This window comes from Pseudomonas ogarae (genome assembly GCF_014268695.2).
GTDB classification, from domain to species: domain Bacteria; phylum Pseudomonadota; class Gammaproteobacteria; order Pseudomonadales; family Pseudomonadaceae; genus Aquipseudomonas; species Aquipseudomonas kilonensis.
On record NZ_CP077086.1, the window covers coordinates 951,578 to 973,891 of the forward strand.

Sequence of the window (22,314 nt, forward strand, 5' to 3'; positions counted from 1 at the left end):
CCCACAGGGAACAGTGTTTGCAGGTCTAGCGACCGAGATACACCTCGATCACCCGCTCATTTTCCTGCACCTGTTCCAGCGACCCTTCGGCCAGCACACTGCCCTGGTGCAGCACGGTGACGTGGTCGGCAATCGCGCCGACGAAGCCCATGTCGTGTTCCACCACCATCAGCGAGTGCTTGCCCGCCAAGGACTTGAACAGCTCGGCGGTGAACTCGGTCTCGGCGTCGGTCATGCCCGCCACCGGTTCGTCGAGCAGCAGCAATTGCGGGTCTTGTACCAGCAGCATGCCGATCTCCAGGAACTGCTTCTGTCCGTGGGACAGCAACCCGGCGGCGCGGTTGACCGAGGTGGTGAGGCGGATGGTCTCGAGCACTTCGTTGATACGGTCGTGCTGCTCGCCAGTGAGTCTCGCCCGCAGGCTGGCCCACACCGACTTGTCGGTCTTGAGCGCCAGCTCCAGGTTCTCGAACACGCTCAACGCTTCGAACACCGTGGGCTTCTGGAACTTGCGACCGATGCCGGCCTGGGCGATCGCCACTTCGCTCATGCTGGTCAGGTCCAGAGTTTCACCAAACCAGGCCTTGCCATGGCTGGGGCGAGTCTTGCCGGTGATCACGTCCATCAGCGTGGTCTTGCCGGCGCCGTTGGGGCCGATGATGCAGCGCAACTCGCCGACGCCGATGTACAGGTTCAAATCGTTCAAGGCCTTGAAACCGTCGAAACTGACGCTGATGTCTTCCAGGGTCAGGATGGTGCCGTGGCGGGTGTTCAGGCCCACGCCGGCCGCTTGGCCGAGGCCGATGGCGTCGCGGCTGCTGCCGGCGTCCTGGCTGGGTTGCGGCGGAAAGAAGGCGGGTTCGAGCATGAATTCGGCACTCGCTGTGATTCTCATTGTTCACCTCTTTTCTTCAGCAGACCGATCACGCCCTTGGGCAGATACAGAGTCACGACGATGAACAGCGCACCGAGGAAAAATAGCCAGTACTCAGGAAACGCCACGGTGAACCAGCTCTTCATGCCGTTGACTACGCCGGCACCCAGCAGCGGTCCGATCAGCGTGCCGCGCCCGCCAAGGGCGACCCACACGGCGGCTTCGATGGAGTTGGTCGGCGACATTTCGCTGGGGTTGATGATGCCCACCTGCGGCACGTACAACGCCCCGGCCAGGCCGCACAACACCGCGCTCAGCACCCAGACGAACAGCTTGAAACCACGGGGATCGTAGCCGCAGAACATCAGGCGGTTTTCCGCGTCGCGCAGGGCGGTCAGCACTCGGCCGAACTTGCTGCGGGCCAGGCGCCAGCCGATGAACAGGCTCGCCACCAGCAACAACACCGTGGCGAAAAACAGCACCGCCCGGGTGCCCGGCTCGGTGATGCCAAAGCCCAGGATCGAGCGGAAATTGGTGAAGCCGTTGTTGCCGCCAAACCCGGTTTCGTTGCGGAAAAACAGCAGCATCCCGGCGAAGGTCAGGGCCTGGGTCATGATCGAGAAATACACGCCCTTGATCCGCGAACGGAAGGCGAAGAAACCGAACACCAGCGCCAGCAAACCCGGCGCCAGCACCACCAGGCACATGGCCCAGAGGAAACTGTCGGTGCCGGCCCAGTACCAGGGCAACTCGGTCCACGACAAAAAGGTCATGAACGCCGGCAAGCCATCGCCGGCGGCCTGGCGCATCAGGTACATGCCCATGGCGTAGCCGCCCAGGGCGAAGAACAGGCCGTGGCCCAGGGAGAGCAAGCCGGCGTAGCCCCAGACCAGGTCCAGCGCCAGGGCGACGATGGCATAGCAGAGAATCTTGCCCACCAGGGTCAGGGTATACGCCGAGACGTGCAGAGGGTTGTCCGCCGCCAGCAGCGACAGTAGCGGCAGGCTCAACAGCACGACCAGGATCACCGCGCCGACGGCGAGGGTAACTTTGGGACCGGCCTTTTGCGTGGCCGTGAGCATCAGGGGCTGGTTCATCAGTCGATTACCCGTCCTTTGAGCGCGAAGAGGCCTTGCGGACGCTTCTGGATGAACAGAATGATCAGCGCGAGGATCAGGATCTTGCCAAGCACGGCGCCGATCTGCGGTTCGAGGATCTTGTTGGCTATGCCCAGGCCGAACGCGGCGAACACACTGCCGGCCAACTGGCCGACGCCGCCGAGCACCACCACCAGGAACGAGTCGATGATGTAGCTCTGGCCCAGGTCCGGCCCGACGTTGCCGATCTGGCTCAGCGCCACGCCACCGAGCCCGGCGATGCCCGAGCCGAGGCCGAAGGCGAGCATGTCCACCCGCCCGGTGGGCACGCCGCAGCAGGCGGCCATGTTGCGGTTCTGGGTCACCGCGCGCACGTTCAGGCCCAGGCGCGTTTTATTCAGCAGAAGCCAGGTCAGCACCACCACGAACAACGCGAAGGCGATGATTACGATGCGGTTGTATGGGAGCACCAGGTTCGGCAATACCTGAATCCCGCCCGACAGCCAGGCCGGGTTGGCGACTTCGACGTTCTGCGCGCCGAACACCAGGCGCACCAGTTGGATCAACATCAGGCTGATGCCCCAAGTGGCGAGCAGGGTTTCCAGCGGGCGCCCATAGAGGTGGCGGATCACCGTGCGCTCCAGGGCCATGCCGATGGCGGCGGTGATGAAAAATGCCACCGGCAGGGCGATCAGCGGATAGAACTCGATGGCGTTCGGGGCGAAGCGCTGGAACAGCAACTGCACCACGTAGGTGGAATAGGCGCCCAACATGAGCATCTCGCCGTGGGCCATGTTGATCACCCCCAGCAGGCCGAAGGTGATGGCCAGGCCGAGGGCGGCGAGCAGCAGGATCGAACCCAGGGACATGCCGCTGAAGGCTTGGCCCAGCAACTCGCCCACCAGGAGTTTGCGTTTGACCTGGCTGAGGCTGGTTTCGGCAGCAGTGCGCACAGCGGCATCGGTTTCGACACCGGGCTCGAGCAAACCTTCCAGGCGCGTGCGGGCCAGTGGATCGCCGGTTTCCCCCAGCAGCCGGACGGCGGCCAGACGTACGTTCGGGTTGGTGTCCACCAGTTGCAGGTTCGCCAGGGCCAGGCTCAGGGCGGCATGCACATCTTCGTCCTGCTCGCCGGCCAGTTGCCGATCGAGAAACGCCAGTTGCGCCGGGCGGGCACTTTTTTGCAATTGCTGCGCGGCAGCCAGGCGTACGCGGGCGTCGACGGCGAGCAGTTGATGGCTGGCCAGCGCGGTTTCGATCAGCCCGCGCAGGCGGTTGTTCAGGCGCAGGGTCTTGGGTTGACCCTCGACGGTCAACTGGCCCTGTTGCAGGGCGTTGATCAGTTCGACGCGCGCAGGCTCCGGCTGCGCGGCCCAGCTTTCCAGGAGCTTGGCCTGCTGGGTCGGGTTGGCGGCGACGAAGTCTTCGGCGTCGCCGGCGTGGGCCTCCAGTGGCAACAGCAGCACCAGGGCGAGGATGAGGCGGTAAAGGGCGGTGGGCATAGAGAGTCGCCTTGCGCGGACAATGTGGGAGCGAGCTTGCTCGCGATGGCGGTGGGTCAGTCACGTCAGTGTTGAATGTGAGTCCGCTATCGCGAGCAAGCTCGCTCCCACAGGGATTTGTGTCGGACCCAAGCGTCATGCTCGGGCCGACACCCATGGGCTCAGTTGCTCTTCACCGCATAGTCAGGCTTTTTGTCGTTGCCAGCGATGAACGGGCTCCAAGGCTGGGCGCGGATCGGGCCTTCGGTCTGCCAGACCACGTTGAACTGACCGTCGGCCTGGATCTCGCCGATCATCACTGGCTTGTGCAGGTGATGGTTGGTCTTGTCCATGGTCAGGGTGTAGCCCGACGGTGCGGCGAAGGTCTGGCCGGCCAGGGCTTCGCGGACTTTGTCGACGTCGGTGGACTTGGCTTTTTCCACGGCTTGCGCCCACATGTGGATGCCGACGTAGGTGGCTTCCATTGGGTCGTTGGTCACTGCTTTGTCCGCGCCTGGCAGGTTCTTGGCCTTGGCGTAGGCTTTCCAGGAATCGACGAATTTCTTGTTCGCCGGGTTCTCCACGGATTCGAAGTAATTCCACGCTGCCAGGTTGCCGACCAGTGGCTTGGTGTCGATGCCGCGCAGTTCCTCTTCGCCCACCGAGAACGCCACGACCGGTACGTCGGTGGCTTTCAGGCCCTGGTTCGCCAGTTCTTTATAGAACGGCACGTTGGAGTCGCCGTTGACCGTGGAAATGACGGCGGTCTTGCCGCCGGCCGAGAACTTTTTGATGTTGGCCACGATGGTCTGGTAATCGCTGTGGCCGAACGGGGTGTAGACCTCTTCGATGTCTTTGTCTGCCACGCCTTTGGAGTGCAGGAACGAGCGCAGGATCTTGTTGGTGGTGCGCGGGTAGACGTAGTCGGTGCCCAGCAGGAAGTAGCGCTTGGCACTGCCGCCTTCTTCGCTCATCAGGTATTCCACCGCCGGAATCGCCTGCTGGTTCGGCGCTGCGCCGGTGTAGAACACGTTCGGCGACATCTCTTCACCTTCGTATTGCACCGGGTAGAACAGCAGCCCATTGAGCTCTTCGAACACCGGCAACACGGATTTACGCGATACCGACGTCCAGCAGCCGAACACCACGGCGACCTTGTCCTGGGTCAGCAACTGCCGACCTTTTTCTGCGAACAGTGGCCAGTTCGACGCCGGGTCCACGACTACCGCTTCAAGCTTCTTGCCGTTCACACCGCCCTTGGCGTTGATCTCATCAATGGTCATCAGCGCCATGTCCTTGAGGGACGTCTCGGAGATCGCCATGGTGCCGGACAGCGAATGCAGGATGCCGACCTTGATGGTCTCGGCGGCCTGGACGGTCCAGGCCATGCCCATCGCGGCAATGCTTGCCGAGAGTGTAAAAGCCTTGATCAAGCTACGACGCTTCATTGTGCGATCTCCATGGACTTATGAGTTTTTTGGGTGGCAGATGCAAACGCTGAAAGCGCTTTTGCAAGGGGTGTGCCCGGTCGGGGGAAGGCTCTGAAATGCGGGGTTGGCGTGGGACGTGTACGAGCGGTTGCACCATGAGTGAACGCATTGCGGGGGCTGGTGCGAAGAGGTGCGCCACATTGGGGCGAGAGAATTGCGATGCTTCTGTGGGAGCGAGCTTGCTCGCGATAGCGGTGTGTCAGTCACCGCTAATTTGACTGATCCATCGCTATCGCGAGCAAGCTCGCTCCCACAGGCGATTTTTGTGATTCAGGAAAAGACGCCGCTCAGCGACGGCGCATCAGGCCGATGAAGAACAACCCGCCGATAGCGGCGGTAGCGACACCAATCGGCAAGTCTTCCGGCGCGATCAACGTCCGCGCCGCCACGTCCACCCACACCAGGAAGAGGCTGCCAAGCAGCACACAAGCCGGCAGCAACCGACGATGCTCGGCGCCCACCAGGCGCCGGGCAATGTGCGGCACCATCAGCCCGACAAAACCAATCGAACCGCTGATGGACACCAGCACGCCGGTCATCAGCGAGGCGATCAAGAAGATCCACAACCGCACCTTCGCCGCGTTCAGGCCCAGCGTTACGGCGGTCTGTTCGCCGGCCATCAGCGCGTTCAGCGGCCGGGCCATGCCCAGCAGCAACACCAGTCCCAGCATCACACTGGCCGCCGGCACGGCCAGCAGTTCCCAGCGGGCCAGGCCCAGGCCGCCGAGCATCCAGAACATCACTGCCGAACTGGCGCGATGGTCACCGAGGAACAACAACAGATTGGCCGCCGCCATCATCACAAAGGACACCGCCACGCCGCACAACAACAGGCGATCACTTTCCAGGCGACCCTGGCGGGCAGCGATGGTCAGCACCAGCAGCATGCTCAGCAGCGCACCGATGAACGCCGCCAGCGGCAGGGTCAGCAGGCCGACAATCTCGCCGACATGCAGCACCACGATGACCGCCCCCAGGGTCGCGCCAGAAGTGACGCCCAGCAGGTGCGGGTCAGCCAGCGGGTTGCGCGTGACTGCTTGCAGCACCGCACCGATCAACGCCAGCCCGGCGCCGACCAAGGCACCGAGCAGCAGCCGCGGGACGCGGATCAGCCAGACGATATGCTCCTGGCCGGGCGTCCAATGGACGTCACCCACTCCGAAGGCCTTGTTCAGCAGGATGTCCCAGACCACGGCCACCGGCACCCGCGCCGGCCCGAAACCCAGGGACACCACACACGACACCAGCAGCAGTGCGCCGAGGACCATCAGTAGGGCGCCGTAGCGACGACCGTTCATTGGCCGTGAAAACCCCGCGCCAGGGTTTGCACCGCCAGCACGTTATCGATGCCCGGCGTGGCCTGCACGTAGGGAATCACAATGAAGCGCCGTTGCTGGATCGCCTCCACCGATTGCAGGGCCGGGTTGTTCAACAGGAATTGCTGTTTCTGCTCGGCGCTGACTTCGCCGTAGTCGACGATCACGATGACCTGCGGGTTGCGCTCGACCACGTTCTCCCAGTTCACCCGGGTCCAACTGGTTTCCACGTCATCGAGGATGTTGCGCCCACCGGCCGCGTCGATCAGGGCCTGGGGCATGCCCAGGCGCCCGGAGGTCATGGCGCGGTCTTCGCCGCTGTCGTACAGGAACACACGCGGTTGCTGGGCGGGCAGGTGCTTGCGCACGTCGGCCACTTGGGCCTGCATCGTGGCGATCAGCGCGTTGGCGCGATCCTGCACGTCGAAGATCTTCCCGAGGTTGCGCAGGTCGTTGTAGGTATCCTCCAGCGAGGCCGCAGGACGCTTCATCACGAACGCGCAGGATTCGGTCAGTTCGTAGACGTTGATGCCCAGCGGTTGCAGGGTCTGCGGGGTCAGGTCGCCGCCCACCCGCATGCCGTAGTCCCAGCCGGCGAAGAAAAGATCGACGTTGGCATTGAGCAGGGTTTCCACCGAGGGGTATTTGGCGGCCAGTTCCGGCAGGCCATCAAGGATCCTGGCCATCTCGGGCGTCACCGATTTCCAGCCGCTGATGCCGCTGTAGCCGACCATGCGCGGTTTGAGCCCGAGGGCGAGCATCATCTGGGTCATGTTGATGTCATGGCTGACCGCGTGCCGAGGTGCCTCGTTGAACACCACCTGGCGGTTGCAGCTCTGGATCGTCAACGGGTAGTGAGTGGCTTCGGCCAAGGCGTGGGCACTGCCCAGCAGCAGGGGCAGCAACAGCAGGGAACGCAAGGTCATGGTTGGGTTATCCAGGTGATTCGTGGGTAGCCGGACAGCGGGTGTTCATCCACCAGGGCTTCGATGCCGAACACCTCGCGCAACAACTCGACGGTAAGGACATCCTTGGGCGTGCCGCTGGCGACGATGCGCCCGTGTTCGATCACGTACAGGCGGTCGCAGAAGGCGGCGGCCAGGTTCAGGTCGTGGAGGCTGGCGAGGGTGCCGATGCCCAGGCCCTTGATCAGTTGCAGCAATTGCAATTGATAGTGGGGGTCGAGGTGGTTGGTCGGTTCGTCGAGGATCAACAACTGCGGTTGCTGGGCCAGGGCCCGGGCGAGGATCACCCGTTGCTTTTCACCGCCCGAGAGGGTGGCGAATGCATGATCGCCAAAGCCTGCAAGCCCGGCCGATTCCAGAGCCTGGAGCACTAGCCGACGGTCGCCGTGATTGTCGCCGTCGAACAGACCTTTGTGGGGTGTGCGGCCCATGGCGACCACTTCCTCGACCGTCAGGCCGAAGGCGTCGGGAAACTCTTGCAGGACCACGGCGATGTGTTGGGCGCACCAGCGCGAGGACTGTTTCCAGACGTTGTGATGCTCGAGTTTCACCTCGCCATGTTCCGGCCGGCTGAAGCGATAGGCGCAGCGCAACAGGCTGGTCTTGCCGCTGCCGTTGGGCCCGATCAACCCGACAAACTCCCCGGCCGCCACCTGCAATGACACGTCACGCAGCTGGAACTGGTGATGACAATGGCCATGGCCCAGGGGCGTCCAGGCGAGGTGGGAGAGGGTCAGGGAGGTCATGCAGCTACTCGGCATTTGGTGTGAAACACAGTCTCATTGTGAGAGCGGGCTGTGTGGGAGCAAGGCTTGCCCGCGATGAAAACGACGCGGTCTCTTGAGGACCGCAGCGCCTGGATCGCGAGCAAGCTTTGCTCCCACACAGCCCGCTCCCACAGTTTGAACTGTGTTCGTGGTTTGGAAAGCGGTCGCGATTGTAGAGGTTTCGCACCGCCTTCCGTTAACGCACTGTCTTCAGCTTGAAGATGAAGCAATCTCAGGCTGGCGATTGAGCCGGGTGACGAGGCGATCCAGCAACCACACCACCACCAGCGACGCCCCCACCAACGGAAATACCACCGCCAGGGCCAGCATGATGAACACCCCGGTCTTCCAGGTCGGCAGGTCGTGACGCAGCGGCGGCACGCCGAACTTGCCCTCTGGCCGGCGCTTCCACCAGATCACCAGGCCACTCACGGCGCTGAGCAGGATCATCAGGCAAATCAGCAGCACGATGATCTGGTTCAGCGGGCCGAACATCTTGCCTTCGTGCAGCATTACCCCGGTTTCGGTGGCACGGGCCACGACGCCGTAGTGCTCCCAGCGCACATCGGCCAGGACCTTGCCGGAGTACTGGTCCACGTGCAGGGTGGCGTCGTTGCGCGGGTCGTCGGCAAACACGGCAACGGTGAATACACCGCTGGCAGTGGTCGGCAGGGTGATGCTGTACCCGGGCGTGACCTGGCGTTCAGTGGCGATGTCCTGCACCGCTTGCAGGCTGACAGTCGGGGCGGCGGGGCCTTCGTGCATGTCGCCGTGGCCCATGTGCTCGGCATGGTCGCCGGACATCGGCATAGGCGTGTTTTCCACCGCCCACGGCACGGTCTGGCGGTGGGCGTTGTTGAGGCTGCCGGCCTCGACGTCGGACTTGGGCACGTCATTCCACATCGCTGCCGGGAAGCGGTTCCAGAGGTTGGCGTATTGCTTGCCCCAGAAGCCGGTCCAGGTCATGCCGCTGAGCAGCATCACCAGCAGCAATGCAGCGCCCCAGAAACCGACGACCACGTGCAGGTCACGCCAGAACAGCCGCCCGCGCGCGCTCCAGCGCGGCCACAGCACTCCGGCTGACGATTGCCCGCGCGGCCACCACAGGTACAACCCGGAGACCACCAGCACCACGCCCCAGCCGGCGGCCATTTCCACCAGCCGGTCACCGACCGTGCCGATCAGCAGCTCGCCGTGGATGGCCCGGGCCATGGCTTGCAGGTTGTTCTTCGCATCCTGCTCGCCGAGGACATCACCGTGGTACGGGTCGATGAACACATTCAGTTCCCGACCCTGGTCGATCACCACGAATTGCGCGCTGCGCTCGGCATTGACCGGTGGCAGGTACTGTTTGACCTGGCCTTCGGGGTAGGCCTGGCGGACTTGCTTGAGCAGGTCGTCCGCCGCCAGGGTGTGATGCCCGGCCGGCACGTTCAGCAGGCTGGCGTACATCAGCGGATCGAGTTGCGGCTTGAACAGGTAAATGATCCCGGTCAGGGCCAGCATCACCATGAACGGCGCCACGAACAGCCCGGCATAAAAATGCCAGCGCCAGGCCAGGTTGTAGAAATTGGGTTTCGGTTGGCTCATCAGAAAGCGCTCCGCAGGGCAAATGGGGTTGTTATGTTTTTGGCGGTTGCTGCGCAACCGATCGCGGGCAAGCCTTGCTCCCACAGGTATTCCCATTGCTGAGGGAGCACAATTTGTCCCTTAGCCATGACAAATACTGTGGGAGCAAGGCTTGCCCGCGATGCTTTTAGAAACTCATATCCACCTTGGTCCAGAGCGTGCGCCCCGGTTCGTTGATGGCCTGCGGGTCGCTCGCCGGGTAGCCGAACCCGGCGTTGCCGGCCAGGTTCAAGTGCTCGGCGTAGGCTTTGCCGAACAGGTTGTCGACGCCGCTGCTGACCTTCCAGTGCTGGTTGATGCGGTAGGCGCCGTTGAGTGAGAACACGCCGAAGCCGGAGCTTTTGCCGTAGTCCTTGCCCACCACGTTGCCCTTGTTCTCGTCGACCCGGTGCTGCGCCGCCACCACACGCCACAGGGCGCCGGCGCTCCAGCGGTCTTCGCTGTAGGTCAGGCCCAGGCGTGCATCCAGCGGCGGCATTTGCGCCAGGGCGCTGCCGTCGCTGCTGTTCTTGCCCCAGGCGTAGGCCAAGGTGGCGTCGGCTTTCCAGCGCTCGCTCAGCTTGTAGGCCGCACCCAATTCACCACCCATGATCCGTGCATCGATGTTCTCGGCCCGGGAGGTGGTGCCCATCATCCCAGGGGTGTAATCGAACAGGATGTAGTCGCGCACCTGGCCGACATAACCCGACGCCCAGGCTTCGAGGGTTTCGGTCTTGTACTGCAGGCCGAAGTCGAGCTGGGTGGTTTTCTCCGGTTTGATCGCGTCGAAGGCATTCAGCGAGCCGCTGGGGCCGACATTCGCCGAGAACAGCTCCCAGTAGTCCGGGAAGCGTTGCGCGTGACCCACGCCTGCATAGAGGGTGGTGGGGCTGTCGTCCAGGTCATGTTCGTAGCGGACGAAACCGCTGGGCAGCGTGTCGGCTCGGGTGTCATCGGCGGTGGGATTGGGGCGGGCCGACATGCCGGAACCGATGCTCTGGCGGTAGTCCTTGGCCGAGGCACGGTCGAGCCGGGCGCCGGTGATCACCCTGTCGCGGTCGGCGGCGTACCAGGTCAATTCGCCGAACACGCCGTAATTGTGGAAGTCGGCGTCCTTGGTGTACGGCAGGTCTTTGTAGGTATCCACGCCCATGCTGCTGCGTTGGCGATGCTCGTTGGTCTGGGCGTCCAGGCCGCTGATCAGTTGCACATCGGCCCAGCGCCAGGTGGCCTTGATGCGGGCGCCGAGGGTGCGGCGGTCGACGTTGGAGGCCATGGGCCCAGCCATCATCCCAGTGCCGGACGGCGTGCGCAGCGTGTAGTTGTCCATCACGTGGTCGGCGTAGTTGTAGTAGACCTGGGCCTCGACCTTGTCCAGCACCTCGCCGATGTTCGAGCGCTCGAAACGCAGCCCGAGGCTTTCGCGCTTGAACTGCGAGCCGTCCATGCCGCGCCCGGCGTAGCGTGCTTCACCGTCGCCCTTGCCGGCGGTCAATTCCAGCAGGGTATCGGCGTCCGGGGTCCAGCCGAGGGTGACGTCGCCATTCCACTTGTCATAGCGCGATGGCACCGTGTCGTTATTGCCATCGCGGTAATCGTCCGAATGCGCGGTGTTGCCGATCACCCGTACATACCCCAGCGGCCCACCGGCGGCGGCATCCACCACTTTGTCGAAACGGCCGTTGGAACCGGCCAGCACACTGGCGTTGACCCGGGTGCCGAGTTCGCCGAACTGTTCCGGCTCGCGCTCGAACAGCACGGTCCCGGCCGATGCGCCTGGGCCCCAGAGCACTGTTTGTGGGCCTTTGATAACCGTGAGCTTGTCGTAGGTTTCCGGCGATATGTAGGACGTCGGCGCGTCCATCCGGCCTGGGCAAGCACCCAACAGCATGCTGCCGTTGGTGAGGATGTTCAGCCGCGAGCCGAACATGCCGCGCAACACCGGGTCACCATTGGTGCCGCCGTTGCGTACCAGGGCGAAGCCCGGAATGGTCTTGAGGTAGTCGCCGCCGTCACTGGCCGGCACCGGTTGGCGCGGGTCCTTGGGGTTGGTGACGACGGTCAGGGGCGAGCTGGGGGCGATGGCGGTGATGACCGTCGGGCTCAGTTCTTCAATCTGATTGTCGTGATGCTCGTGCTCATCGGCGAATACGAGTGGAGTGAGCAGCAGGCCGCACAGGGCGGCGATGGTCTGGCGTAAACGAACCCGTGGCTCGTTCAGTGGGCAGCGAACCTGGGCAGCGCCCAAAGCGATGTCAGCAGAAAACCTGGACATGATAATTCCATCGAACAAACGTAGACGACACGGTCGGGCAGCCTGAAGCTGTCTTGTACGACCGGGGTGAGTAAGTGTCGGGCTTACGCGTCGAGGGGCGGTGCGCGGGTGCGGGCACCGGGGAAGAACGCAGGCCGGGCATGGCCCAGGCGTGGGGAAAGGCTGGTGTAGGTGTTGGTGTGGGGTGTGTCGAAGACCGCGAAGGTGTGACCGCCAGGCAGTGCGGGGCAATTGAACAGCAGACTGCAATAGCCGCATTTTTCCCACAACGCATGGTGCTCGCTCTGGGGCGGGCAGTGTTCGGCTGCCGGCGCTTCGTGCGCCGACATGTCCATGCTCATCTCCATGGACACAGGCATGGACATGCGCTGACCCATCGGCATCGACTGGGAAATCAGCGGACCGATAAAGATCATCAGCATGGCGAACAGGCTGATCCAACTGCCGCGTGTCAGGCTCATGGGCTGACGGCGGGGCATGGACTGCCTGGCGCGAAGAGGTTGCACGGGCGGCTACGACTACTGGGCGTGCATGTGCGTCTTGGTGCCGTCGGGTGCTTTTTTCTGCACCGCAACCTCGACCGTGACATCCCCCGCTTTTTCGAAATGCAGGGTCATGGCAAAGCGTTTGCCATCGCTGAGCAGGCTGCGGTCCTTCAGGTCCAGCAGCATCACGTGATACGCCATCGGCGCGAAGGTGACGGTCGCACCGGGGGCGATATCGACGACGGGCACCGGCTGCATTTTCATCAGGTCGTTTTGCATCACATGCTCGTGGAGTTCGGCCTTGCCGGCAATCGGCGAGTCGACGCTGAGCAGCTTGTCGGCGGTGGTGCCGCCGTTGTAAATCACGAAATACGCGGCCACGGTCGGTGCGTTGGGTGGCAACTCCTGGGACCACGGATGGGCGATCTCAAGCTCGCCCACCTTGTACTGGTGAGCCTGGGCGAAGCCGACGGGAAGCAATAGGGCAGCCAGCAGGATAAGTCTGTTCAACATGGCAATTCTCCGGAACGATTCAGGGCGCAGTTTTATGCGGGAAGAATCAGGCCAGAGGCGAGGCGCGGGGATTGAGGCTGGGCCATTGCTGACGTGGCGTGGGGCTGTCGAGCTTCGAATGGACGGCACCGCGATGGGCCAGCTGTGCATCCAGATACAACTGCGGGACATGCCCGGCGAGCGCCACCAACGGGGCTGAACCTGAGCAGCACCAGCAATGTTGCATGGTCGAGTGATTGTCTTTCTGTGGCGTGCCCTGTTCGAACTTGCCCAGGGACACCGCGACCATTTTCGTGCCGCTGGAGGAACAGAAACTGCCCCACAGCAGTTGCTCGGCTGGCGAATTGGCGGTTGCACCGCCACTGTTGGAAAGCGGCATGGCAAGCATGTTGAACAGCACTGCGAAGCAGGCGATCCAGGCAAATGCAAGCCGTTGTCGGGACATGGGGCAATCCGCTCGATGGGCGATCAGGTGGCGGTATTTAGCCTGATCGGGGTTGAGAAGTAAAAAGGCCACGTGCGGTATAGGGTCGCAGGGCTGGTGTTAACAGTAGCAACAGATCTTCGAGTGAGTGCTTTTGTGGCGAGGGATTTTGATCAGTTGGTACTCGATTGTTCTATATCTTCATTAAGAGTGGCTTGCATCATCCCTTTTGCCTGTGCGACGTCGTTAAGGGCCGCGCGAATCAGTATCCCATCACCGGCATCCTCTTCGAAACAGGCACCAGATAAGCGACCATTTCCTCATATGTATTGAGATAGGTTGCAGCGTCGAAACGCGTGAGTTTTTCGACCATGACTGACTCTCCATTGGTAATGTCATCCTCCTTCTGACGGTGCATGAGATCCTTGTGGCGAGGGAGCTTGCTCCCGCTGGGGCGCGAAGCGGCCCTAAGCCGGACATTGCGGTGTTTCAGGAAAATAGCGTTCACCTTCTTTGGGTCTGCTGCGCAGCCCAGCGGGAGCAAGCTCCCTCGCCACGGGGCGGCGCCTGTGCGCAGGTTAGTCGACCGGGGAGTCCAGCATTACCGGCGCGCCCGAAGGCGCCCTGCGCACAACCACCATTAAGAGCAGGGATGAAATACCTGACTGACGAAGCTTGTGAACCCGCTGAAAACCTCGGGCGACTAAACCCGATCACTGAAGGGCAGTGACGGGAATCAAGTTACCGAGGGCCTCCAAGGCGCACAAGCCGGCGGATTCTGGCGTAGTTGTAGGCAGCGACGCAAAGTGATGTAGCCTGCTGACGTAGTTCTGACAGAACAGGCTTGTAGGACGGTGCAGTTTTCTGTCAGATCAACTGCCGCAGCCCCTGCAACACCTCATCCACCGTCCCAAACTCCCGATCCACCCCCGCCAACACCGGCCGCTTCAACACCAACACCGGCACCCCCCGCTCCCGCGCCACCTCCAGCTTCGGCTCGGTGGCCGTGCTGCCGCTGTTCTTGCTCACCAGCACATCGATCTGCCGTCGTTCGAACAGTTCGCGTTCGCCGTCAATGTGAAACGGCCCACGGGCACCAATCACTTCGCAGCGCTCATTGCCGGGGTAAATGTCCAGGGCACGCAGGGTCCAGAATTGCTCTGGTGGGATTTCATGCAGATGTTGCAGGGGTTCGCGACCGAGGGTGAAGAGGGGGCGATGGAAGGGTTTCAGGGCCTGGATCAGGTCAGCCCAGTCGGCCACTTCGCGCCAGTCATCGCCGGCCTGGGGTTGCCAGGCCGGGCGGCGCAGGGCCCAGCAGGGGATGGCGCAGGCGCGGGCGGCGTGGGCGGCGTTGTGGCTGATCTGGGCGGCGTAGGGGTGAGTGGCGTCCAGCAGCAGGTCGATGCCCTCGGCGCGGATGAAGTGCGCCAACCCTTCGGCGCCGCCATAGCCGCCGACGCGGACCTGGCAGGTCAGGTCGGTGGGGATGCGACCGATGCCGGCCAGGCTGTAGATGTGTTGGGGGCCGAGGGTGCGGGCGATGGCCAGGGCTTCGGTGACGCCGCCCAGCAGCAGGATACGTTTCATAACAAGGCTCCGGCGTGGCCGACAATTCCACCTTGGCGGTCGATGGCGAAGACTTCGACCTGGACCTGGGGCGGCACCACACTGCGTGCGAAAGCCAGCGCATGCTCACACACCGCGTCGCCGAGGGCGATGCCGGCGGCGCTGGCCATGGCCAAGGCCTGTTGGCTGGTGTTGGCCGCGCGGATGCCTTGCTGCAACGCCTCATCGGCACCGATGGCGGCGGCCCACTCGGCCAGTTGTGGCAGGTCGATGCTCGAGTGACGGCTATGCAGGTCCATGTGGCCGGCGGCGAGTTTGCTGATTTTGCCAAAGCCGCCGCAGAGGCTGAGCTTTTCCACCGGCACCTTGCGCACATGTTTGAGCACGGCACCGACGAAATCACCCATTTCGATCAGGGCGATTTCCGGCAGGTTGTAGACCCGGCGCATGGTGTCTTCGCTGGCGTTGCCGGTGCAGGCGGCGATGTGCAGATAGCCGTTGGTTTTTGCCACGTCGATACCCTGGTGGATCGAGGCAATGTAGGCCGCGCAGGAGAACGGCCGGACGATGCCGCTGGTGCCGAGAATCGACAGGCCGCCAAGGATGCCCAGGCGCGGATTCATGGTTTTCAGCGCCAGGGCTTCGCCGCCCTCGACATTGACCGTGACTTCGAAGCCGCCGGCGTAGCCGCTTTCCTCGGCCAGCCGACCCAGGTGGTCGTTGATCATTTTGCGCGGCACCGGGTTGATCGCCGGTTCACCGACGTTCAGCACCAACCCCGGTCGCGTCACCGTGCCGACGCCGCGACCCGCGACGAAACGTACACCGGGCTCGGCGATCAAGCGCACCTGGGAAAACAACAGGGCACCGTGGGTCACGTCCGGGTCATCGCCCGCGTCCTTGATCGTCCCGGCTTCGGCGCCTTGTTCGGTCAATCGGCAGAACTCCAGGCGCATCTGCACCTGCTTGCCCTTGGGCAGTACGATTTCCACGGCATCGGCTTCGGTGCCGCGCAGCAGTAGTCGAGCGGCCGCCAGGCTGGTGGCCGTGGCGCAACTGCCGGTGGTCAGCCCGCTGCGCAAGGGGGCGGGTTGTTCGGCGGTTTCGTCACGCATCGAGAGGCTTGACCAGGTCGAGCAAGGTAATTGGCAGAGCCTGGCGCCAGGTGTCGAATTCGGCCAACGGCTGGGCCTGGGCGATGTGGATGCGGGTCAGTTCGCCGCCGTGACGTTCGCGCCAGTGCATCAGGGTCATTTCGCTTTGCAGGGTCACGGCATTGGCGACCAGCCGACCGCCGGGCTTGAGTTGGGCCCAGCAGGCGTCGAGCACGCCTTCGCGGGTGACGCCGCCACCGATGAACACCGCGTCCGGCCGCTCCAGGTTCTCCAGCGCCTGGGGGGCTTTGCCGCGAATCAGTTGCAAGCCGGGCACGCCGAGGGTGTCGCGGTTGCGTTCGATCAAGCCTTGGCGGCCTTCGTCGGCTTCGATGGCCAGGGCCCGGCAACTGGGGTGGGCGCGCATCCACTCGATGCCGATGGAGCCGCTGCCGGCGCCGACATCCCAAAGCAGCTCGCCGGGCATCGGGGCGAGGCGGGCGAGGGTGATGGCGCGCACGTCGCGTTTGGTCAACTGGCCGTCATGTTCGAAAGCGGTGTCCGGCAAACCGGCCAGGCGTGACAGGCGCGGTGTCGACGGTTCGGCCCGGCATTCGATGGCGATCAGGTTCAGGTCGGCGACGGTGTCATCGGACCATTGCTCGGCGTAACCGTCGATCCGTCGTTCCGCCGCACCGCCCAAATGTTCCAGCACAGTCATGGTGCTCGGGCCGAAGCCGCGCTCGCGTAGTAGCGTTGCCACGGCGGCGGGGCTGTGGCGGTCGTTGCTCAGCAGCAACAGCCTGACGCCGGTGGATAAGTGGACATTGAGCGCCGCCAGGGGCCGGGCCACCAACGACAGCGTGACTACGTCCTGTAGCGGCCAACCCATGCGTGCCGCCGCCAGCGAACAGGAGGAGGGCGCGGGGATGATCAGCATCTGATCACTCGGCACCTGTTTCGCCAGGCTGGCGCCCACGCCGTAGAACATCGGATCGCCGCTGGCCAGCACGCACACCGGCTCACCCTGCCGAGCAAGCAGCGGTTCCAGGGAGAACGGGCTGGGCCACAGCTCCCGTTGGCCGCGGATGCACAGCGGCAGCAGCGCCAGTTGCCGGTCGCTGCCGACAATGCGTGACGCCCGCAGCAAGGCATGGCGAGCCGTTCGGCCCAGGCCCTTGAAGCCGTCTTCACCGATGCCCACTACGGTCAGCCAGGGGGTCATCTCTGTTCCTCGAATAATTGGGTTGATCGACAGGCGTGTTGCCGCCGCGAACCGGGCCGCCATCATACCGCGCCCCGGCGGATCAGGCGCCTGGTGCAACACCATCTTCACCGCCAGACTGCTATCGCGAGCAAGCTCGCTCCCACAATTTTGATTGAGGGTGTTCACAGAACTTGGGTCCGCCACAAATCCTCTGTGGGAGCGAGCTTGCTCGCGATAGCGGCGGTCCATTCACATTGCCGTCTCAGGCAGACCGCCTTCGCGAGCAGGCTCGCTCCCACAGTTTGGAGTTGGGGGCGTTCGGAAATTGTGTGTCCGCCGTCAGCAATCCGACCGGCAAGCTTTTCATGACCCCCGGCAAAGCAGGCATAATGGCGGCCTTCGCCGATGCGGCGTTTCTTATTTGTCGGTTTTCCCTTGAACGAACGTCCATCCTCCAACGTCGTACGCCCCTCCGGTTGCCCGGGGTTGCTGCGTGTCGTCCAGGCGCTGGACGGGGGGATCTGTCGGATCAAGCTCGATGGCGGTGCCATCCAGGCGGATCAGGCCGACGTCGTGGCGTCGGTGGCCGAGCGGTTCGCTGCAGGCGTGATCGAGGCGACCAACCGGGCCAACCTGCAAATCCGGGGGATCGGTCCCGGGCACGATGCGCTGATCCAGCCATTGCTGGCCGCCGGGCTTGGCCCGCGCAAGCCGGCCGGCGATGACGTGCGCAACCTGATGCTCAGCCCTTCGGCCGGGATCGACCGGCAGATGCTGTTCGACACCCGGCCGTTGGCGGCGCAGATCCTCTTCACCCTGCAAACCCACGAACGCTTCCCTGAGTTGTCGGCCAAGTTCGCCGTGCAACTGGACGGTGGCGAAGCGTTGGCGATGCTCGAACATCACCACGACCTGTGGTTGTCGGCCCTGGTCCGTGATGGCGAGCCTTGGCTGGCCTTCGGCTTGGCCGGTTGCCCATTGGATAAACCGGCAGGCAGGGTGCCCCTGGCTCAGGGGCATGCCTTGGTGGTGGCGGTGCTGGAGCTGTTCCTCGACCTGGCCCGCCCGGACCAGATCCGCATGCGTCACTTGCTGGCTGAAATCCCCAGCGATGAATTCATGACCCGATTGGCCCGCCGCGTGCCGCTGCAAACTTGCCTGGATTGGCAGCGGAGCGTGTCCATCGACGGACTGCATATCGGCGTTCATCCCCAGCACGACGATCGCGTCTACGTTGGCGCGGCGGCGCCCCTTGGCCGACTCGACGCCGGCATGCTGCGGGGGGCGGCGCAATTGGCGCGGGAGAAGGGCGACGCAAGCCTTCGTTTCACCCCTTGGCAAAGCCTGTTGCTGCCCAACGTGCGCCGCGAGGACGCCGACGAAGTGCTGGCGCGGCTTGAAGGATTGGGCCTGTTGTGCTCGGTCGATCAGCCCCTGGCACAACTTATCGCCTGCACCGGTTCCAGTGGCTGCACCAAGGCCCTGGCCGACACCAAGGCCGACGCCCGTCAACTGGCCGAGCTGCTGCAACGCCAGGGCCAGACCCTGAAAGTCCATCTGTCGGGCTGCCCGCGTTCCTGCGCGGCAGCCCATATCGCGCCCATCACCTTGCTGGCGGTCGCCCCCGGTCGTTATGACCTGTATTTTCGCGATGCCACGCTGCCGGGTTTCGGCGCGTTGCAGGCACACAATCTGACTATTGATGCGCTCGGCCACTGGCTCGACGCTCGCCCCCGGAGCCCCCTTGATGCTTGATTACATCCGCGACGGTCAGGAGATCTATCGCAACTCCTTCGCGATTATCCGCGCCGAAGCCAACCTGGCGCGCATTCCGGCCGACCTGGAAAAACTCGCGGTGCGGGTGATCCACGCCTGCGGCATGGTCGAGGCCATCGATGGCTTGCAGTTTTCCGAGGGCGCGGGCACGGCCGGGCGCCAGGCACTGGCCGCCGGTGCACCGATCCTGTGCGATGCGCGGATGGTCTCCGAAGGCGTGACCCGGGCTCGTCTGCCGGCCAACAATCCGGTGATCTGCACCTTGCGCGACGAGGGCGTGCCGGCATTGGCCCTGGAACTGGGCAACACCCGTTCGGCGGCAGCGCTGGAGTTGTGGCGCCCGCACCTGGAAGGCAGCGTCGTGGTCATCGGCAACGCGCCGACCGCGCTGTTCTACCTGCTGGAGATGCTCGATGCCGGCGCGCCGAAACCGGCACTGATCCTCGGCTTTCCGGTGGGCTTCGTCGGCGCCGCCGAGTCCAAGGCGATGCTGGCGGCCAACAGCCGCGGCGTGCCGTTCGTGATCATGCAAGGCCGCCTGGGCGGTAGCGCCATGGCCGCCGCCGCCGTCAACGCCCTCGCTACGGAGATTGAATGATGCAGCAGCCTGGACGTCTGATCGGCCTCGGCGTGGGCCCCGGTGACCCGGAACTGATTACGGTCAAGGCCCTGCGCCTGCTGCGCGAGTCGCCGGTGGTGGCGTACTTCGTCGCCAAGGGCAAGAAGGGCAACGCCTTCGGCATCATCGAGGCCCATTTGCAGGACGCGCAGACGTTGCTGCCACTGGTCTACCCGGTCACCACCGAAGCGCTGCCGGCGCCGCTGTCCTATGAACAGGTGATCGCCGACTTCTACGACACCGCCGCCGAGCAGTTGGCCGTGCACCTGGATGCCGGTCGCGACGTGGCCGTGATCTGTGAGGGCGATCCGTTCTTCTACGGCTCCTACATGTACCTGCACGATCGCCTGGCCGAGCGCTATGAGGCCCAAGTCATTCCCGGTGTGTGCTCGATGCTGGGCGGGGCCTCGGTGCTCGGTGCGCCGCTGGTCTATCGCAACCAGAGCCTGTCGGTGCTCTCCGGCGTGCTGCCCCACGACGATCTCAAGCGTCGCCTGGCCGACGCCGATGCGGCGGTGATCATGAAGCTGGGGCGCAATTTCCCCAAGGTTCGCCAAGTGCTTCAGGAATTGGGCATGGACGGACGGGCGCTGTATGTCGAGCGGGCGACCATGGCCAACCAGAAAATCGTGCCGTTGGATGAAGTCGAGCCGATGTCTTCGCCGTACTTCTCACTGATCATTGTCCCGGGCGAACGGTGGCAGGGTTGATGACTTCTACCGCGCCGGCCATCGTCATCCTCGGCCCGGGCAGCCTCGCAACGGCCCGGCGGATCCAGCAACGCTATCCCGAAGCCTTGATCCACGGCCTGGCCGGAAGGGTCGAGGGCGGGGATCGCCAATACCTCGAGTTCGGCGCGACGTTGCGCGAGCTCTACCAACAGAACACACCGATCATTGTCCTGTGCGCGGCCGGCATCGTCATCCGCACCCTGGCGCCGTTGTTGCTGGAAAAAGGCGTCGAGCCGCCGGTGCTGGCGGTGGCCGAGGATGGCAGCGCCGTGGTGCCGCTGCTGGGCGGCCTGGGTGGGGTCAACGTCATGGCCCGGGAGATCGCGGCAATGCTGCAGGTGGCGCCGGCGATTACCACCAGCGGCGAATTGCGTTTCGGCACCTGCCTGCTCAATCCGCCAAGTGGCTACAGCCTTGGCGACCTGGAGCAGGGCAAACGCTTCGTCTCCGACCTGTTGGCCGGTGAACCGGTGCGTATCGAAGGTGCAGCGCCGTGGTTGGATCAGGCGCAGTTGCCGCAAGACCCGCAGGCGCGGCGCACGATTCACGTCGGCCATGCCGAGCGTGAGGCGAGCGCCCATGAACTGCTGATTTATCCGCGCAGTGTCGCGGTGGTGGTGAGCGCCGAGATGGCTGACCTGCCGGGTGCCGTTCGTGCCGCTTTGCAGCAAGCGAACGTGGCGCTTCAGAGCCTGGCGTGCCTGGTGGCGGCGGATACGCTGATGGCCAGTGTGGCCTTGCGTGAAGCGGCGCTGGAACTCGGGGTGGCGCTGCGCTTTGTGGCGATGACCGGCGATGCCGTCACCTTGGCGCGCAGTTCGGTGCCGGCGGCGAACATCCTTTCGGCGACGGACAACCTGGCCATCGCCGTTACCGCGCAACCCTTGGAGGTGGCCCAAATCGGTCGCCCGCGGGGACGCCTGGCAGTGATCGGCCTGGGGCCTGGTGCGGCCGAACTGATGGTGCCGGCGGTGAAAGCCGAACTGGCGCGGGCCACCGATGTGCTCGGTTACGAAACCTATGTGCGCATGGCCGGCCCGTTTCGCGACGATCAAATGCTGCACTGCACCGACAACCGCGAAGAAATGCAGCGTGCCCGACATGCCTTTGAATTGGCCGCGCAAGGCCGTTCGGTGATCGTGGTGTCGTCCGGCGACCCGGGGGTATTCGCCATGGCGGCGGCGGTGCTCGAAGCGTTGCACGAGTCCAGCGATCCGGCTTGGCATCAGGTGGACCTGGAGATCCTGCCCGGTGTGTCCGCCTCCCTCGCCACCGCCGCCCAGGCCGGTGCGCCGTTGGGGCATGACTTCTGCATGATGTCGCTGTCGGACAATCTCAAGCCCTGGTCGATCATCGAAAAACGCCTGGACCTGGCGGCCGAAGCCGATCTGGCGTTGGCTTTCTACAACCCGATTTCCCGTGCGCGACCGTGGCAATTGGGGCGAGCGCTGGAGATCGTCGCCCAGCACCGCACGCCAGAGACGCCGGTGGTGTTGGGGCGCGACATCGGTCGTCCGGGCCAGACCCTGCGTGTCACCACGTTGGGGCAGCTCACGGCCGAGCAGGTGGATATGCGCACCATGGTCCTGATCGGCTCCTCCACGACCTGTGTGTTCCCGCGCGCGTCGGGTGGAAACTGGGTGTATACGCCACGTTGGTATGGGATCAAGCCTGCCTGAACCGTGACATTGAGGGCATGGTTTTTGTGGCGAGGGGATTTATCCCCGTTGGGTTGCGAAGCAGCCCCTCGCCACAGAAGTCATGCAGACTTGAAGTGAACGGCATTCACTTCCTGAACGGGGCTTTTTTTATTTGTCGCCCGTATAAATAAAAGAGCAAGTTGTTGTCCTGATGCTTCTTTGAAATGCATTGAAAGCCTTCCCGTTTGAACTGCTGGGTTTTAAGCGTTAGTTTGCGTGCCTGATAGGTTTCGGTGTGCACTTGTCAGTACTTGGCATAGGTTTAGTTGTCGCCAAGTTAAAAAATATCAATGGAATGAACGTTCGCCAGAGCACCTTCTGGC

Annotated in this window: 19 protein-coding genes; 4 read left to right on the plus strand and 15 right to left on the minus strand. The window is 63.8% G+C overall.

Annotated features, from left to right (window positions below; all coding sequences use genetic code 11):
- Nucleotides 1–25: 25 nt before the first annotated feature.
- From urtD to cbiE, 15 genes are all read right to left on the minus strand, one after another.
- Nucleotides 26–895: an urea ABC transporter ATP-binding protein UrtD gene (gene urtD, locus HU749_RS04075; RefSeq protein WP_186651138.1), complete on the minus strand. Its 870-nt coding sequence runs from the start codon at nt 893–895 to the stop codon at nt 26–28.
- Complete coding sequence (gene urtC / locus HU749_RS04080) at nt 892–1,971, minus strand: urea ABC transporter permease subunit UrtC (RefSeq protein ID WP_057448306.1); 1,080 nt, start codon at nt 1,969–1,971, stop codon at nt 892–894. Before urtC ends, urtD begins: the two co-directional genes overlap by 4 nt.
- Nucleotides 1,971–3,473: an urea ABC transporter permease subunit UrtB gene (gene urtB, locus HU749_RS04085; protein WP_046064375.1), complete on the minus strand. Its 1,503-nt coding sequence runs from the start codon at nt 3,471–3,473 to the stop codon at nt 1,971–1,973. The genes urtC and urtB overlap by 1 nt, the downstream gene beginning before the upstream one ends.
- A gap of 161 nt (nt 3,474–3,634) precedes the next feature.
- A complete protein-coding gene (gene urtA / locus HU749_RS04090) occupies nt 3,635–4,900 on the minus strand; it encodes an urea ABC transporter substrate-binding protein (RefSeq protein WP_014336360.1) in 1,266 nt (421 codons plus the stop codon).
- A gap of 329 nt (nt 4,901–5,229) precedes the next feature.
- On the minus strand, nt 5,230–6,240 hold the full coding sequence (locus HU749_RS04095; RefSeq protein ID WP_095963419.1) for a FecCD family ABC transporter permease: 1,011 nt from the start codon (nt 6,238–6,240) through the stop codon (nt 5,230–5,232).
- The gene (locus HU749_RS04100; RefSeq protein WP_186651140.1) at nt 6,237–7,184 is read right to left on the minus strand and encodes an ABC transporter substrate-binding protein; all 948 of its coding nucleotides are present in this window, start codon (nt 7,182–7,184) and stop codon (nt 6,237–6,239) included. The genes HU749_RS04095 and HU749_RS04100 overlap by 4 nt, the downstream gene beginning before the upstream one ends.
- Nucleotides 7,181–7,969 (minus strand): ABC transporter ATP-binding protein, encoded by a 789-nt coding sequence (locus HU749_RS04105; RefSeq protein WP_079301682.1) that lies wholly within the window; start codon nt 7,967–7,969, stop codon nt 7,181–7,183. The genes HU749_RS04100 and HU749_RS04105 overlap by 4 nt, the downstream gene beginning before the upstream one ends.
- Before the next feature lie 231 nt (nt 7,970–8,200).
- On the minus strand, nt 8,201–9,580 hold the full coding sequence (locus tag HU749_RS04110; RefSeq protein ID WP_186651142.1) for a PepSY-associated TM helix domain-containing protein: 1,380 nt from the start codon (nt 9,578–9,580) through the stop codon (nt 8,201–8,203).
- 166 nt (nt 9,581–9,746) lie between these two features.
- Nucleotides 9,747–11,873 (minus strand): TonB-dependent copper receptor, encoded by a 2,127-nt coding sequence (locus HU749_RS04115; RefSeq protein WP_186651144.1) that lies wholly within the window; start codon nt 11,871–11,873, stop codon nt 9,747–9,749.
- Between the two features lie 83 nt (nt 11,874–11,956).
- Nucleotides 11,957–12,334, minus strand: coding sequence for a DUF2946 domain-containing protein (locus tag HU749_RS04120; protein WP_186651177.1), 378 nt, complete (start codon nt 12,332–12,334; stop codon nt 11,957–11,959).
- Between the two features lie 57 nt (nt 12,335–12,391).
- Entirely contained in the window at nt 12,392–12,871 is a 480-nt protein-coding gene (locus HU749_RS04125) for a copper chaperone PCu(A)C (protein ID WP_095963424.1), read from the minus strand.
- 46 nt (nt 12,872–12,917) lie between these two features.
- Nucleotides 12,918–13,316: a DUF2946 domain-containing protein gene (locus HU749_RS04130; protein WP_079301687.1), complete on the minus strand. Its 399-nt coding sequence runs from the start codon at nt 13,314–13,316 to the stop codon at nt 12,918–12,920.
- Nucleotides 13,317–14,162: 846 nt separating this feature from the next.
- On the minus strand, nt 14,163–14,885 hold the full coding sequence (locus HU749_RS04140; RefSeq protein WP_186651146.1) for a cobalt-precorrin-6A reductase: 723 nt from the start codon (nt 14,883–14,885) through the stop codon (nt 14,163–14,165).
- Nucleotides 14,882–15,979 (minus strand): cobalt-precorrin-5B (C(1))-methyltransferase, encoded by a 1,098-nt coding sequence (locus HU749_RS04145; protein ID WP_186651148.1) that lies wholly within the window; start codon nt 15,977–15,979, stop codon nt 14,882–14,884. Before HU749_RS04145 ends, HU749_RS04140 begins: the two co-directional genes overlap by 4 nt.
- Nucleotides 15,972–17,183, minus strand: a complete 1,212-nt coding sequence (gene cbiE, locus HU749_RS04150; protein WP_186651150.1) for a precorrin-6y C5,15-methyltransferase (decarboxylating) subunit CbiE — start codon at nt 17,181–17,183, stop codon at nt 15,972–15,974. The genes HU749_RS04145 and cbiE overlap by 8 nt, the downstream gene beginning before the upstream one ends.
- 417 nt (nt 17,184–17,600) lie before the next feature.
- Here cbiE and cobG point away from each other — a divergent pair, with 417 nt between their 5' ends.
- From cobG to cobJ, 4 genes are read left to right on the plus strand one after another with little or no spacing between them, the layout of a single operon-like run.
- Nucleotides 17,601–18,920, plus strand: a complete 1,320-nt coding sequence (gene cobG, locus HU749_RS04155) for a precorrin-3B synthase (RefSeq protein ID WP_437127840.1) — start codon at nt 17,601–17,603, stop codon at nt 18,918–18,920.
- Nucleotides 18,913–19,539 (plus strand): precorrin-8X methylmutase, encoded by a 627-nt coding sequence (locus HU749_RS04160; RefSeq protein WP_014336374.1) that lies wholly within the window; start codon nt 18,913–18,915, stop codon nt 19,537–19,539. The genes cobG and HU749_RS04160 overlap by 8 nt, the downstream gene beginning before the upstream one ends.
- Nucleotides 19,539–20,270, plus strand: a complete 732-nt coding sequence (locus tag HU749_RS04165) for a precorrin-2 C(20)-methyltransferase (protein ID WP_018608198.1) — start codon at nt 19,539–19,541, stop codon at nt 20,268–20,270. The genes HU749_RS04160 and HU749_RS04165 overlap by 1 nt, the downstream gene beginning before the upstream one ends.
- Nucleotides 20,270–21,970, plus strand: a complete 1,701-nt coding sequence (cobJ, locus tag HU749_RS04170) for a precorrin-3B C(17)-methyltransferase (RefSeq protein ID WP_186651154.1) — start codon at nt 20,270–20,272, stop codon at nt 21,968–21,970. Before HU749_RS04165 ends, cobJ begins: the two co-directional genes overlap by 1 nt.
- Nucleotides 21,971–22,314 lie beyond the last annotated feature (344 nt).